This window comes from Pelagimonas sp., assembly GCF_058892305.1.
Genome location: NZ_JBZXVN010000016.1, coordinates 50045 through 63325, shown reverse-complemented (window position 1 = coordinate 63325; position 13281 = coordinate 50045). Strand labels below are relative to the sequence as shown.

Below are 13281 nucleotides of genomic sequence, written 5' to 3'. Positions count from 1 at the left end.
ATGGGATGTGGCGAGGGGCGAAAACCCCTCGCGCTTTTTAGGGGATTAGTTTTTGGACATAGCCGGGCAGGGCGAACGCCGCTTTGTGGACCTCGGCCGTGTAGTAATCGGGTTTCAGACCGGAGACTGCCACACGCGTTTGTAAGTCATCCAACGCCACATGGCGCGCATCACTGTCGGTGCCCCAGCCAAAGGCCATCGGCCCACCGGCATAGGTTGGAACCGTGGCCAAATAACAGGTCGCATCAGAGAACAAGGCCTGAAAGGCGCGCATTGTGTTGGTCAGCTCATCACCCTGCATAAACGGCACACCGTTTTGGGTGACAAGAATGCCGCCATCCGTCATTGCCCGTTTGGCATGGCCATAGAAACTGTCGGTAAATAAGACTTCGCCGGGGCCGATTGGATCGGTGCTATCGACGATGATCACGTCAAATTTGGCATCCGTCTCTTTCATGAACGCAGCGCCATCGGCGATTACAAGGTTAAGCCGTGGGTCATCAAAGGCCCCTTGGCTCAGCATCGGCAGATAGTCTTTGGAGAAGGACACAACGCCAGCGTCGATCTCAACCATGGTGACATGTTCAACGCTTTTGTGGCGCAGCACTTCACGCGCCATGCCACCATCCCCGCCGCCAATAATGAGCACGCGTTTGGCCGCACCATGGGCCAAGATTGGCACATGGGTAAGCATTTCATGATAAACGAAATTATCGCCTTCGGTGGTCTGAACAACGTCGTCGAGGGTCAAAATGCGCCCAAAGGTGCCGTTTTGAAACACGCGCAGACGCTGGTGCTCGGTGTTGCTATCATAAAGCAACTCGTCAATCCGAAGGCTTTGCCCGTAATCGGCGTGCAGAGGTTCGCGCATCCAAGTCGGCTGATCGCTCATGCTGCCACCTCATCGGTGATCAAACCCTCGCCACGTTTGAGCGATTTGGTACGCACATCTTGGGTGCCAAAGGCCTCCTTGAGCACGTCAATCGCCAACCACGGTTTGGCATCGCCACACATAAATACGTCAAACGCGCCATAGCCGATTTCGGGCCATGTATGCACACTGATGTGGCTTTCCGCCAGAACAGCCACGCCGCTTACCCCTTGGGGGCTGAACTTGTGCGTATGGATATGCAAGAGCGTTGCACCGCAGACCTCGATGATTTTGCGAAACGCGTTTTGGATGCGCGTTTCATCATCAAGCCCATGCCCATTGACCACCTCAATAATCACATGGTTGCCAGCATAAATACTGTCACCTTCGCGAATGAAATGGTCGTGGCGGTTTTCATCAAGCACATCGCGTGCATGATCGTTTGCAGGGACGGATCCCCGTTTGTCTTCCTCTTGGGCGCCTGTCTCCAGACCGTACCCCAGTTGGAAGAGGCCTGCGTCTTTCATGGCGCTCCCCTTCGTTACCAGCAGTTCGTTCCAGTCGGTTCCTTAGCGCCCCCCAAAAGACAATTCGGGTTGGGATCGGTTCCGAAAGTGTCGCTCACTTATGGGCAGCGCGCGAGTCGATCAAGAGTTTTGTTCACCAAGACGCAAAAATCCGGACGTGGTCGGGAATGGGCCCTTTCCACATCCGGAAGTGACGCGCCGGGGATGCGGCGCGGTGTGGCAGTCCAACTGGAGATGAAGTGCTGCCAAAAACGGGTTAGCCTTGCCAGAAATGACGTTGAGCTTCGGTCTTAGCCTGATCGAGGCTCACACCGATGTCGCGCAATTGATCGTCACTCAGATGATTGAGCGCTGTTCGCGTGCGCTGTCGGATGCTCCATTTCGTCAACAAGACCGCCGCCGTGATCGCAAAACCGGCCAGGGTCGGCACATTGCGTGCGGAGTCCAAAAAGGCGAGGGCGGGGCGAAGCGTGGTCTGTGTCATGGGATCATCCTTTAAATTGTATTGACACAATGCAGTTTGTTGCATTAATTGTCCTGATACATATCCCGCGTTCAGATATCGAGAGAAACATTGTAATGGGTACAATTAAATCCCTCTACGAAAATAACCTTCAGGGCCCCAAATATCAGGCCGTAGCCAACGCCATTCGTCAGGCAATTGCCACCGGAGTTTTGTCTGTTTCTGAAAAGCTTCCCCCGGTCCGTGATCTGGCTTGGCAATTGCAAATCACACCCGGAACCGTTGCGCGGGCTTATACGGTTTTGACGGACGAAGGGGTTTTGTGTGCTGAGGTTGGGCGTGGGACTTTTGTGGCAGCGCCGCAGGATAAGTCGGAAATGGGATCGCCCCGAGATGATGATCGCGACAGGCGCTGGCAAAGGCATGTGGCCAAGGTGGATGCTGAAATTGTTAGTCTTTTCTCACCAACCCTGCCGGATATGGGGCAGGTCAATTTGATCAACCACAGTTTGGCTCAAATGGCGGATGATCCCAACGCCGACCTCTTGTCCTATCCGGGAAGTGCGAGCGAATACGGGGCCCAGCGATCCGCGCTTCGGTGGTTGGCTGATACCGATCTTGGGCCGGTGTCGGACAAGGACATGGTCCTGTCCCATGGTAGTCAAAACGGTTTGATACTCATTTTGCAAACGGTGCTCAAAGGGCCGCATCCTGTTATACTTGTCGAAGAACTATCCTACCCCGGTTTTCGCCGTGCTGCGCGTTTGTTGAGGGCTGAGGTTGTTCCAGTGCCAATGGATGATCATGGCATTGTACCAGAGGAACTGGAGAGACTGGCACGCAAACACGATGCGCAAATACTTTGTACCTGTCCTGATGCACACAATCCAACGGGGATCACAACACCGCTGCATCGGCGTCGCGACATTGCAAGCGTCGCAAAACGTGTCCATCTGCATGTGATTGAGGATGAATCTTATCGCCTACCAGATGCAAATTGCCCGACATATCGGGCTTTGTTGCCTGATTTAGGTTGGTTTATCACCTCTATTTCCAAATCCTTTACGCCGTCTCTGCGGGTGGGGTTTGTCATCGCACCCAAGAAGTACAGGCAAGCCCTAAGGCAGACGGCCGTGCATGGCCATTTCGGCATGGCCCAACCTTTGACTTATGTGATTGAGGATCTTCTAAACCGACAGGAAACGTTTGATGTTATGGATAGGATCCGTCGGGAAATGCGGCGGTATATTCATGCGGCGGTCAATGCGCTTGGCGGCTACGATCTGACTTGGCACGATGATGTGCCATATCTATGGTTGCGATTGCCAGACGGCTGGCGTGCCTCGGCTTTTGCTCAGGCGGCCGAAGCGAAGGGGGTTCAGGTGCGGACCGCCGAGGATTTTGTTCCCAGAACCGGATTTGCGCCCCATGCGGTTCGCATGGCGGTCAATGCCGGAGTGACATTGCGGTCCTTTGAGGAGGCGATGGGGCGGCTGAGGGCACTTTTGGACAATCCTCCGGCTGGAATAACCGTCTAAGATGAAATTTCGATGGGGTAAAATGATACCATATTTGCAAGTTGTTGTATTCAAAGGGATAAACGGAAAAACTAGCCGTTGACTGTGCCCGTGGGGCGTTTATAACCCGCCCATCGGATTTCGGGCCGGGCCTTAAGGGGCGCGGCCCTTGCTTATCGAAATGGAAACAGACCCATGAAAACCTTCTCTGCTACACCAGCAGATATCGAGAAGAAGTGGATCATCATCGACGCCGAAGGCGTGGTGCTGGGCCGTCTTGCCTCGATTATCGCTGTTCGCTTGCGCGGCAAGCATAAGCCTTCTTTCACGCCTCACATGGATTGTGGTGACAATGTCATCGTTATCAATGCTGAAAAAGTCCAGATGACCGGCAAGAAGCGCGAAGAAAACTTCTACTGGCACACCGGTCACCCGGGTGGGATCAAATCGCGCACCAAAGCCGAGATCCTCGAAGGTAAGCACCCTGAGCGTGTTGTCACTCAGGCGGTCAAGCGCATGTTGCCAGGCAACCGCCTGTCGCGTCAGATCATGACCAACCTGCGTGTCTATGCCGGCGCCGAGCACCCCCACGAGGCCCAGAGCCCCGAAGTGCTTGACGTCAAGTCGATGAACAAGAAAAACACGCGGGTATAAACGATGTCAGATCAGATCAATTCCTTGGAAGAGCTGGCCGGTGTTGCAGGTGTTGAAACCGCAGAAGCCGAAGTTGTTGCTCCTCGTGAACCCGTTCGTGACGAACTGGGCCGTTCCTATGCCACAGGCAAGCGTAAAGACGCTGTTGCCCGTGTTTGGATCAAGCCAGGTTCCGGTAAAGTCACCGTAAACGGCCGTGACATGGACAAGTATTTTGCCCGTCCGGTTCTGCAGATGATCCTGCGCCAGCCGTTCACCGTTGCCGGTCGCGAAGGTGAATTCGACGTATACGCAACCGTCAAAGGTGGTGGCCTTTCTGGTCAGGCCGGCGCGGTCAAGCACGGCATCTCCAAAGCTCTGCAGCTGTACGAACCCTCCTTGCGCGGCGCGCTGAAAGCGGCAGGCTTCCTGACCCGTGACAGTCGTGTTGTTGAGCGTAAGAAATACGGTAAGCGTAAAGCGCGTCGTTCGTTCCAGTTCTCGAAGCGCTAATTCGCGTTTCATACCAATTCAAAAGGCCGCCTGTTTGGGCGGCCTTTTTTGTTGCTGGTTTTGGCGTTGACGGTTCACTTGTCTGGCGCGATTAAACCAAGCCCGCGCAGGTACACCCCGATACCAGTCTCTAATAAATCTTCTGGTGGAAAGGGGGCTTGGGTTCCCGGTGAATTCCGAGCAAATAACTCGACAACCCCGTGGCTTAGCGCCCAAATATGTGCCGAGAACATCGCCGGAGGTGGGCGTTTTTCCGGTGGAATGTGTTCCGAAAGCTCGGCTGCCGCTCTTTCCAGAACGCCGCGTGCTTTGGATGAAATCGCGGCCAGCTCCGGGGAATGATTGACGCTGATACCGCTTTCAAACATCGCAATATAGTGGCCGGGATATTTGCGCGCAAAGGCGAGATAGGCCCGACCGGTTGCTTCAAACGCCGCAAGGGCCGAGGGTTGACCGCTGTCATAGGCAAATTGCATGACATCGGCGAAAATCTCATATCCTTGACGCGCGGCTTCGGCAATTAAATCCTCGCGTCCGGCGAAATGCCGGTAAACGGCAGCGGGCGTAACGCCAGCTTGCTTTGCGGCCTCCGACAAGGTGAAGCCGGTCGGGCCTTTGCTCTCGATAAGTGTGAGCGCAGATTCAACAAGGGCTTGTCGGAGATTTCCGTGATGGTAGCCGCGTTTAGGCATGTTTGTTAAAAGTCCACATCATTGGTCACGACGCCCAAATCTCGGGCCCGCCACAGATTTTTGAATCGGGAGTGCCGACAACATCGGTGTCTTTGCGGGCATAGTCGATTTTGCTTAAGACCTGACGAATGGCCGCCAATCGCGCGCGTTTCTTGTCATCCGATCGAATAACCGTCCATGGCGTTGCAGTGGAATGGGTGCGGGTTAGGGTTTCTTGGATTGCATCGGAATAGGCGTCCCAGCGGTTTAGCCCCTCAACGTCGATCCAGCTCAACTTCCACTGTTTCAACGGATCGCTCTCGCGTTTTAGAAACCGCCGCAATTGTTCGGCGCGCCCAACATTGAGCCAGAACTTGAAAAGATGAATGCCCTCATCCACCAACATGTTTTCAAAGTCAGGTGTCTGGGTGAAAAAATGTGTGCGCTGGTTGGGGCTACAAAACTCAAACACATGTTCGACAACGCCACGATTGTACCAGCTGCGGTCAAAGAAAACGGCTTCTCCGCCCGACGGGAGATGGTCGATATAGCGTTGAAAGTACCATTGGCTGCGTTCCGTTTCGCTCGGTTTTGATAGGGCAACAACCCGCGCGCCACGCGGGTTTAGGTTGGTGCGAAAACGGCTGATGGTTCCGCCTTTTCCGGCGGCATCCCGTCCCTCAAAAACAATGGCAATCCGTTCGCCGCTTTCCTTGGCCCAGGCCTGCAGTTTGACAAGCTCAATCTGCAAGGCCTCCATCTCCCGATCATAGGCTTTGCGTTTCATCTGTTGGGCATAAGGAAACGACGGATCGAGTATGTCGTCCTTGTTGGCCGAGGCGATGGCATCGCGAATGTCTTTGGGGGCGACATCGTTGTAATAGGTCGAAATGGCACCATCAAAAGGCAAGGTCATGACTGCTCCTTGTTTATTTTCCTGTCACTATGTGATGGTCAGGCGCATAACGCAAATCGTGCAGGTTATGCCCCCGAAAACCGCCGATCTTTCGTTTTCAGACCGATATCTGACATTTTGAACGGCGTGGTCTGGTAGATTTCGTTGATCCAGTTGCAGTAGAGCAGATGCGCATGGCTCCGCCATCGGTTCTGTGGCTGTTGTGATGGGTCATCGTCCGGATAGTAATTGGCCGGTACATTGATCGGCTTGCCAGCCTCAACATCCCGGTCATATTCCTCTTTCAAGGTGCCGCTGTCATATTCCAGATGGTTGAAAATATAGAGCGCCCGATGATCTGGATCCTCAACAAGGCAGGGGCCTGTTTCGTCAGAATCGATCAGGATCGGCAAACCGGCTGCGCCGATTTCATCTCGCTTCAATTCGGTCCAGCGTGACACAGGGATCACCATGTCGTCGGAAAAGCCGCGCAAATAAGGAGACGCCGGTTCATCATTGCGATGTCGGATGCAGCCAAAGGCCTTGGCGTCTAGAATGTGTTTTTCAACACCGTGGAAATGGTAAAGCATCGCCATCCCGCCCCAACACACGCCGAAAGTCGACAGGACATGGGTTTGGGTCCAGTCAAAAACCTGCTTTAACTCTTGCCAGTAAGTCACTTGTTCGAAAGGCATTTGTTCGATTGGTGCGCCGGTGATGATGAGCCCGTCGAATTTCTCACCACTGGCAAGAACTTCGGAAAACGGACGGTAAAACGCCTCCATATGTTCCGCGGCTGTGTTGCGGGTCTGGTGTTCACTCATCCGAATAAGCGACAGCTCAATTTGCAACGGGGTTGCGCCGATCAACCGGGCGAATTGGTTCTCGGTCTGGATCTTCTTGGGCATCAGGTTCAACAATCCGATGCGCAAGGGCCGGATATCTTGCCGCGAGGCTGCGTCCTCGGACATAACCATCACACCTTCGTTCGTTAGAACGTCGAAGGCGGGCAAGTCAGAGGGCAGTTTGATAGGCATTGGATTTTTCCTATTAGAGTGAAGAACCTAGATAAGTGACTGGTGACTAACGAACAAGGCTTTAGCCGGTTTTTGCGATACCTGATCCGATGATGGCGGTAAAATCTTTGGCATCGCGGACAGTGGCCATATCAGAGGCTTCAACCGTGATTCCCCAATTGTCGGCCATGGATTGATACAGAGGTTGGCGGTGCGCCAAGGCTTTGGCATAGGTCCACCGAATAAAGGCGTCGGGATCGACCTCTGTTTCATTTAGGTCGTTTTGTGCAAGATAATCCGCCCAGGCGGTTTCTAAAAACGCGGGCTGGTAGGCCATCGGTTTGGGGTCTTTGTCAAATCGGCGGATAAGCTCATCGGTGTGATCATCGCTTCCTTTGATCCAAACCATTTGGGATTGCGCCGACAGGGCTGTCAAAATCGGATCCTTGGGGTCCTGCGGATCAACCCATTCGCAAATCGACCCCCCAGTGTCACAAACAAAATGCGGATAACCGTACAGGCTTTGAGCGCGGGAAATGAAATATTCCGTATCCAAAAGCGCTTGTCGTTCGGCGCGTTCAAATTGGGCCTGGCGACGTCTGTATTCATCCATCCCCATCCCGCCACGCTCAGATGCGCCGGGTTTACCAAGATAAGTCGAAACCGGCGTCAGGTTGTCAAAACTGAGGTTGGAGCCAATATAGATGGAATCGGACATCAATAATTGCCGTAAAAACGGGTTTTTCATCGCTTCGCGTTTGGCGTTATCGGCAATGTATTCACCCATATATCGCGTGCCAATGCGGTAATCGACCGAGTAGTGAAACCAATCTCCGCTGTCGCGCAACAGGTTGGACACGGTGGTTTTGCCAAGCCCAGACATCGCAAAAATCACCACGCGTTTCTGCGCGGCGGTGTTCCAATCGTTTTCGGTGTTATATCGCATTCTCAACCCCTTGCGGCGCGTGTTCCTTTTGAATTACGCGCCTGAGCCGAGGAGGTCAAACCCCGGCTTTGTTTTCATATCGCTGCCTGAGCGCTGATCTGGCACGATTGGCCTTTTGGAACGGCGTGGGGGGGCAGCCATGCCGGCAACACCCGCTGGCTCAGTCACACACGAGATGCCCAAACAACGCGACCCAAAATAGGATCGAAGTTCAACAGGTTTTGTAGGCGGGGCCGTTTTGGATGCCCAAACGGTTGGTTTGTTGGGTCTTTGACATGGCAACCCATCTGATTTCAAAGAAAAAACCCCGAAACATTGTTTCGAGGTTTCCTAGTTTGTAGGCCAGTTGGCCAATTAGAACGTCACTTTGACCGACAAGCCGAAACCAAACGCGGAGTTGCCTTCGAATTTGCTTCCGTCTGCAACCTCTGCATCGCCGAGTTTTACATATTCGATGCCACCGCGCATGCTCACGTTGTCATTTGTATACTGACCACCCAAGCCAAAGGCGAGCATCCCGTCGGTTGGCGCCAACCGAGACGCTTCGCCGCCATCTGCTTTTTCATACCGCACCTGAGCGAAACCGGAGGCTTGTTCGTTGAATTTCCGACCGACACCCAAACGCCATGTGACCACGTCATTGTCAAAGCCGGTGATTTCGCTTCCGGTGATCTCGTCGTATTTCTCCGTGCGCACTTCCCATTTGGACCACTCCGTCCATTTGACGCTACCGAATACCAAAGTATCCTTTGCAACACCTGTTTGAAAATCAAGTTTGACCGATTGTGGCATTTCCACTTTTGTTTTGGATTTAGCTCCAAGAACACCAAGCCCGGTCAAGACTTCGGTCGTATCGAACTCGTGCGTGATTGAGCTTTCGTATGTTAAAGCAACACGAAGCGCGATATCCGGGATTTCATACGCCGCACCCAAGATGTAGCCCCAGTCACCGCTTTCTTCACCCTCAGCGGTGTAGTTAAAGGCGTCTGGGTTTGCTGCGTATCCTGCCAAAACGGCACCAGCACGTTGAAGACCTTCTTGGGCACGAAGTAAATCAGGGTGATCTTCCGGAGCACCTGCAGCGGTCAATGCGGCAATGGCCGTTTGCGCGTCTTGGGCCGACGAAGCGGCACTTGCGGCAAAGAATTGACCGGGGATTGCAATATCTGCCGAGCTTTTGACATAGCGAGGACCGCCGTAAACGCTGATGCGATCACTAATGCCATACCGTAGGACTGCAGAAATCTGACTGCTGTCCCACTCAGCCGTCAAGCCAGTGTAAAACCCTTCTTCATAGGCGGCATTCGCCCCGTACCCATCCGTGAGGAACAGGCCAAATGACAGGTTTTCACCCAGGTCTTTTTTGTAGGATGCCGAAACCGAAACATATGAGTTGGCCATGTTGCCAGAGGATTTTTTACCCCCGCCTTCAACACCCAAGTTACGCCCCGCGCCGCGAACTTCATCCGTATATTTGCCTGAAATCGTTGGGTTGACGATGCTGATAGACACATTGGCCTGATCACCGTCTTGAAACAAAATTCCATAGTCGTTTGCGGTTCGTTCGATACCAGCGGCTGATGCCGCCGATGCAGTCATAGCGACCGCACCAGCGGTCAGTATTGTCTTTTTCATGTTATCCCTCGTCCCGTTTTCGGGTTGTCTCCGGACATTATGGTAAGTCTTGATTTAAAGTCCGGTCAATTTTGACTGTACGTCAAGGTGACGTGGTTCGACGCTGCGTCACGTTTTTGTAACAGTGGAGCGACGCGTCTCCAACCAGATGTTGGTGTAATTCGCGGCAAAGATTAATGCCGCCCCTAAAAACACGTAGCGATCAAGTGGTTCGCTGTACAAAGCCATACCCACAAGGGCGACCACCGGCAACCGGGTGAAATCAATTGGAATGACAACGGTGGCCGGGGCCAAGCCCAGGGCCGTTGTCAGGCAGAAATGCGCAATGAGACCCGCGAGTGAGATCAAAATGACCCAAGGCCAGCTTGCCAAAGAGGGCAGGGCGATATCGCCATCCAGTCCGGCGCAGATCATCCCCATGACGGCCTGCATGGCGGTGAGCCAGAACATGATGTTGGTGATTTTTTCGGTTCTGGTCAAAAGCCGGGTGAATACGGCGGAGCCAGCAAAGCCGATCGCGGCGAGGGCGGCTGCGATTTGACCAAAACTTAGGCTTTCGATGCCCGGGCGGGTCACGATGAGTATGCCGATAAATCCGACAAGGGCCGCAAATATGCGGTTTACGGTAAGGCGTTCGTTCAAAACCAAAGGACTTAGCAAGAGCACCCAGATGGGGGAGGTGAATTCTATCGCAAACACTTGGGCCAAGGGGATGACCGTGATGGCATAGAACCATAAGTTTTGCCCGGCGAAATGGGCGATATTGCGCGCCCAGTGGAGCCCAAACCGCGTAGGTGCAATGTCTTGTCGGTTGCCAGTGATCTGGGCGATGGACAAGACGACGACAACACCGATCAAAGAGCGGTACATCATGATTTCAAACGTATCGAGCTCAAGACTCACGGCGCGGCCAGCAATGGCCATCGTGGTAAAGGACACAATGGCGCCGATCATCCAAAGACAAGCTTGGAGAGTGTTGTTCATGAAAGGGAGCCCTTGACCTGCCGTACCTCGCTACTGTGCAGAGCCAGGTCACAAAGGCAAGCATTTAACCCGTCAGACGGAGGTTGGTTTTCTCGGGCACCGTCGGGGTTTCACCGGTGAGCATGGCATCTATGTGCCAGGCATCCATCGGACCATACCGGATCGGTTCTGGGCGGAGGATGGATAACCAAAGATCAAGGGCCGAAATGATCAAGGAGCGCCGGTTTGGCGCCGCCATATAAAGCGATCGCCAAGAGGGCCCAAAGCTGGCTTTGAAGCGGGTCAATCCGGGCTTAAGACGCAGGGTGCGAGACAATGCCGGATGAGGAACTGCGGCAAGATTGAACTCTTGCACTTTGCTCTGGCGGGCTTGGCCTATCATGTGGTGAACCAAACCGTGCATCGCGCCGGTCGGAAGATCATCAATATGGCGCATGACATCCAAACTTTGGACACCGGGGATTTCAACCAGAGAGGCAAAGGCGATCAATGTGTCGCCGTTATAGGCGCCAAAAAGTGGTTTATCCTTGAGATACAAAGGGCAAAATCGCCCCATGGTTAACCCGCGTTCCGCACCATGTGATTTTTCCCAGTCGTGATGAATGTCGGCCATGCGGGCCCAATCAGGTGTGGTGAGGCGTTCAAACCGCAAGTCGGCCTTCTCTGCCTTGCGTAGAAAGCGGCGCAATTGCCGCCGCTCGGGACCGGTATCGCCATAGGTTTCAGGGGTGATAACAGCTTCTAGCGCAAGGGCCGCAACCCTCCATCCGTTTGATCGGGCAACAACAGCGTCGCGACCGGTGATTTTGTAAAGGGCCGCGCACCGGTTTTGTCTTGTGGCGCGGTGTTTCACGGCGTGCAAAAGCGGTTTAAGTGGCCCGGCGGTTGCGCCAAGAAAAAGGGTCAAAGCTTGGGGGGTGTCCAAAAGGGTCGCCGAACTCCCTTCTTTCTCAATGTGTTGACAGTGAGATTGCGTCGAAATCTGGTGTTCTGCGCGTGGCGCATCAAAGCAGGATGCGATGTGAGGTTCGGCCTTGGGGGCGGTGGTTGGGGCACCCCCAGCATAGAGCAAGCCAATCACACAGGGCGAGAAATAGTATACAAGCCGAAAAGCAATGAGCGCAGCAGCCAATGGGGCAATGTCAGAGCTGGGAATGAGAGAGACAAGGGCCATTTCAAATGGTCCAACACCACCCGGAGTACCTCCAATCATTCCGGCCCCCAGCGCAACACTAAACGCAGCAACAAGTGTTAAAACCGGCGGAGCAATATCCGGTGGTAGCAACAGGTAGAGAGCCAGGCCAGCAAACAAGAGGTCGCAGGCCGCCAAAGCTGTCATGTGGAACATGGCGCGAAGGCTTGGCACCGTCACATTGACGCGAAACAATTGATGCTTGGGATAGACCAACAATACCGCTGCAACCAAGGTCCCAATGATCGGCACCAACAGCAAGGACAGCCATGGCAGTCCAAGCAACACTGGAATCCCGACACTTACCGTTAAAATGGCCCATGCCGCAAAAAAACCCAAAGTGACAAAACCGGTGATTTTGGCCGCGGTTTTATGCCCAAGGGCAGGCATCAAGCGCCAACGAACAGCCCCCCCGACAAGAGGGCCGAAACCCGTTGTTTGCCCAATGGCAATTGCGGCCCCCCCCGCATGACGGGCAGCACGACTTGGAATGGCGGTTTGAAAATGCTGATGGGCGATGACGTCGTATTGGGCCACGGCCCAAAAACTTATAAACGTTGCTATCGCGGCGGCCATCCAACGCCAACGCGGAATTGCGTCAAAGGAGGCCTGAACCGCGCGCCAATCCAGGTCTTTGGCATTGCTCCAAAGCAGCCAGATGAAAACCGTGCCCATGGCCAATGGCAAAATGCGCCGCAACGCGTCTGACGGTTGTACAAGAATGTCTTTGACCACCACGAACCTCACTCATTTCTTTCAATGGTTTAGCAAAGGCGTCACTGTCTTCAGGTTAATGCTACATTTTGAATATTTGAAATTGTTCGCAATTCAAACTTGAGGGTTTTCAAAAGGTTCGTACCGGCACGTGTTGTGTGGCCCCATGTCTTGGGTGGCTTAATGGCCGGTCTTAATATAGCGGGTTGGTGATTGACGAAAACGAGGCGGATTACGGCGGCCTTTGGTCCAATCGGCCCGCTTTCGGGATCAATGAAGTCCCTCAGGGAAACACCACCAAACGCAGCAAAAAGGGGGCCACGCAGCCCCCTTTAAAACGAACTATATGGTCGTGTTAAACTTCGTTGATGATTTGGCCCTTGGCTTCGATCAAAAACGCCGCGGCTTTGGCGCGGATTTCGTCGGCGGTCACGTTGCCAAGGTCGCCTACAACCTTACGCACAACGTCTTCGTGGCCGGCTTCTTCGAAATCGGATTTAACAACTTCCACGGCATAAGCGTTGGCGTCGTCGCCGGTTTTACCGAGCTTTTCAGCCGCCCAAAGACCCAACAGTTTGTTGGCCCGTGCCTGCGCCTTGAAGTTCATTTCTTCGTCATGGGCGAATTTGTTCTCGAATGCGCTTTCGCGATCGTCGAAGGTGGTCATGGGATCATCCCTCCTCAAGTATCTTTAATTGACTGAT

The 13281-nt window shown here is 53.7% G+C and carries 14 protein-coding genes; 3 read left to right on the top strand and 11 right to left on the bottom strand.

The annotated features are described in order from the left end of the window. Positions 1-37: 37 nt before the first annotated feature. The 3 genes from speE to AC5EFR_RS06465 form a co-directional block, all read right to left on the bottom strand. Positions 38-892, bottom strand: coding sequence for a polyamine aminopropyltransferase (gene speE / locus AC5EFR_RS06475; protein ID WP_493575061.1), 855 nt, complete (start codon positions 890-892; stop codon positions 38-40). Then, a complete protein-coding gene (gene speD, locus AC5EFR_RS06470) occupies positions 889-1398 on the bottom strand; it encodes an adenosylmethionine decarboxylase (RefSeq protein ID WP_299922389.1) in 510 nt (169 codons plus the stop codon). Before speD ends, speE begins: the two co-directional genes overlap by 4 nt. Before the next feature lie 256 nt (positions 1399-1654). Further along, positions 1655-1882, bottom strand: a complete 228-nt coding sequence (locus tag AC5EFR_RS06465) for a DUF1127 domain-containing protein (protein ID WP_493575060.1) — start codon at positions 1880-1882, stop codon at positions 1655-1657. 29 nt (positions 1883-1911) lie between these two features. On the opposite strand from AC5EFR_RS06465, the gene AC5EFR_RS06460 reads away from it, so the two are divergent. From AC5EFR_RS06460 to rpsI, 3 genes are all read left to right on the top strand, one after another. Continuing rightward, positions 1912-3399 (top strand): aminotransferase-like domain-containing protein, encoded by a 1488-nt coding sequence (locus AC5EFR_RS06460; RefSeq protein WP_493575059.1) that lies wholly within the window; start codon positions 1912-1914, stop codon positions 3397-3399. A 174-nt stretch (positions 3400-3573) separates the two neighbouring features. Beyond that, positions 3574-4032: a 50S ribosomal protein L13 gene (rplM, locus tag AC5EFR_RS06455; protein ID WP_299922382.1), complete on the top strand. Its 459-nt coding sequence runs from the start codon at positions 3574-3576 to the stop codon at positions 4030-4032. A 3-nt stretch (positions 4033-4035) separates the two neighbouring features. Next, entirely contained in the window at positions 4036-4524 is a 489-nt protein-coding gene (gene rpsI / locus AC5EFR_RS06450; protein WP_431373860.1) for a 30S ribosomal protein S9, read from the top strand. Between the two features lie 74 nt (positions 4525-4598). On the opposite strand, the gene AC5EFR_RS06445 is transcribed toward rpsI, so the two are convergent. The 8 genes from AC5EFR_RS06445 to AC5EFR_RS06410 all read right to left on the bottom strand — a co-directional run bounded on the left by AC5EFR_RS06445 (position 4599) and on the right by AC5EFR_RS06410 (position 13244). Then, positions 4599-5216, bottom strand: a complete 618-nt coding sequence (locus AC5EFR_RS06445) for a TetR/AcrR family transcriptional regulator (RefSeq protein ID WP_299922378.1) — start codon at positions 5214-5216, stop codon at positions 4599-4601. Between the two features lie 25 nt (positions 5217-5241). Then, positions 5242-6111, bottom strand: coding sequence for a polyphosphate kinase 2 (ppk2, locus tag AC5EFR_RS06440; protein WP_493575058.1), 870 nt, complete (start codon positions 6109-6111; stop codon positions 5242-5244). Between the two features lie 65 nt (positions 6112-6176). Then, a complete protein-coding gene (gene metA, locus AC5EFR_RS06435) occupies positions 6177-7127 on the bottom strand; it encodes a homoserine O-acetyltransferase MetA (protein ID WP_493575057.1) in 951 nt (316 codons plus the stop codon). A gap of 61 nt (positions 7128-7188) precedes the next feature. Next, a complete protein-coding gene (locus AC5EFR_RS06430) occupies positions 7189-8052 on the bottom strand; it encodes an ATPase (protein ID WP_493575056.1) in 864 nt (287 codons plus the stop codon). Between the two features lie 354 nt (positions 8053-8406). Beyond that, positions 8407-9687 carry an OmpP1/FadL family transporter gene (locus AC5EFR_RS06425; protein ID WP_493575055.1) on the bottom strand — a complete coding sequence of 427 codons (1281 nt, stop codon included), beginning with the start codon at positions 9685-9687 and terminating at the stop codon, positions 8407-8409. Positions 9688-9795: 108 nt separating this feature from the next. Continuing rightward, positions 9796-10671 carry a DMT family transporter gene (locus AC5EFR_RS06420; RefSeq protein ID WP_493575054.1) on the bottom strand — a complete coding sequence of 292 codons (876 nt, stop codon included), beginning with the start codon at positions 10669-10671 and terminating at the stop codon, positions 9796-9798. Between the two features lie 64 nt (positions 10672-10735). Beyond that, positions 10736-12610, bottom strand: a complete 1875-nt coding sequence (locus AC5EFR_RS06415) for a phosphatidylglycerol lysyltransferase domain-containing protein (protein ID WP_493575053.1) — start codon at positions 12608-12610, stop codon at positions 10736-10738. A gap of 322 nt (positions 12611-12932) precedes the next feature. Beyond that, complete coding sequence (locus AC5EFR_RS06410; protein WP_493575052.1) at positions 12933-13244, bottom strand: DUF1476 domain-containing protein; 312 nt, start codon at positions 13242-13244, stop codon at positions 12933-12935. Positions 13245-13281: the final 37 nt, after the last annotated feature.

What these genes read in the sequence shown, in the direction of transcription:
- metA (WP_493575057.1), bottom strand. Translation starts at nt 7,127, where the DNA reads ATGCCTATCAAACTGCCCTCTGACTTGCCCGCCTTCGACGTTCTAACG.
- rpsI (WP_431373860.1), top strand. Translation starts at nt 4,036, where the DNA reads ATGTCAGATCAGATCAATTCCTTGGAAGAGCTGGCCGGTGTTGCAGGT.
- AC5EFR_RS06445 (WP_299922378.1), bottom strand. Translation starts at nt 5,216, where the DNA reads ATGCCTAAACGCGGCTACCATCACGGAAATCTCCGACAAGCCCTTGTT.
- rplM (WP_299922382.1), top strand. Translation starts at nt 3,574, where the DNA reads ATGAAAACCTTCTCTGCTACACCAGCAGATATCGAGAAGAAGTGGATC.
- speE (WP_493575061.1), bottom strand. Translation starts at nt 892, where the DNA reads ATGAGCGATCAGCCGACTTGGATGCGCGAACCTCTGCACGCCGATTAC.
- AC5EFR_RS06425 (WP_493575055.1), bottom strand. Translation starts at nt 9,687, where the DNA reads ATGAAAAAGACAATACTGACCGCTGGTGCGGTCGCTATGACTGCATCG.
- AC5EFR_RS06465 (WP_493575060.1), bottom strand. Translation starts at nt 1,882, where the DNA reads ATGACACAGACCACGCTTCGCCCCGCCCTCGCCTTTTTGGACTCCGCA.
- speD (WP_299922389.1), bottom strand. Translation starts at nt 1,398, where the DNA reads ATGAAAGACGCAGGCCTCTTCCAACTGGGGTACGGTCTGGAGACAGGC.
- AC5EFR_RS06460 (WP_493575059.1), top strand. Translation starts at nt 1,912, where the DNA reads ATGCAGTTTGTTGCATTAATTGTCCTGATACATATCCCGCGTTCAGAT.
- ppk2 (WP_493575058.1), bottom strand. Translation starts at nt 6,111, where the DNA reads ATGACCTTGCCTTTTGATGGTGCCATTTCGACCTATTACAACGATGTC.
- AC5EFR_RS06430 (WP_493575056.1), bottom strand. Translation starts at nt 8,052, where the DNA reads ATGCGATATAACACCGAAAACGATTGGAACACCGCCGCGCAGAAACGC.
- AC5EFR_RS06420 (WP_493575054.1), bottom strand. Translation starts at nt 10,671, where the DNA reads ATGAACAACACTCTCCAAGCTTGTCTTTGGATGATCGGCGCCATTGTG.
- AC5EFR_RS06410 (WP_493575052.1), bottom strand. Translation starts at nt 13,244, where the DNA reads ATGACCACCTTCGACGATCGCGAAAGCGCATTCGAGAACAAATTCGCC.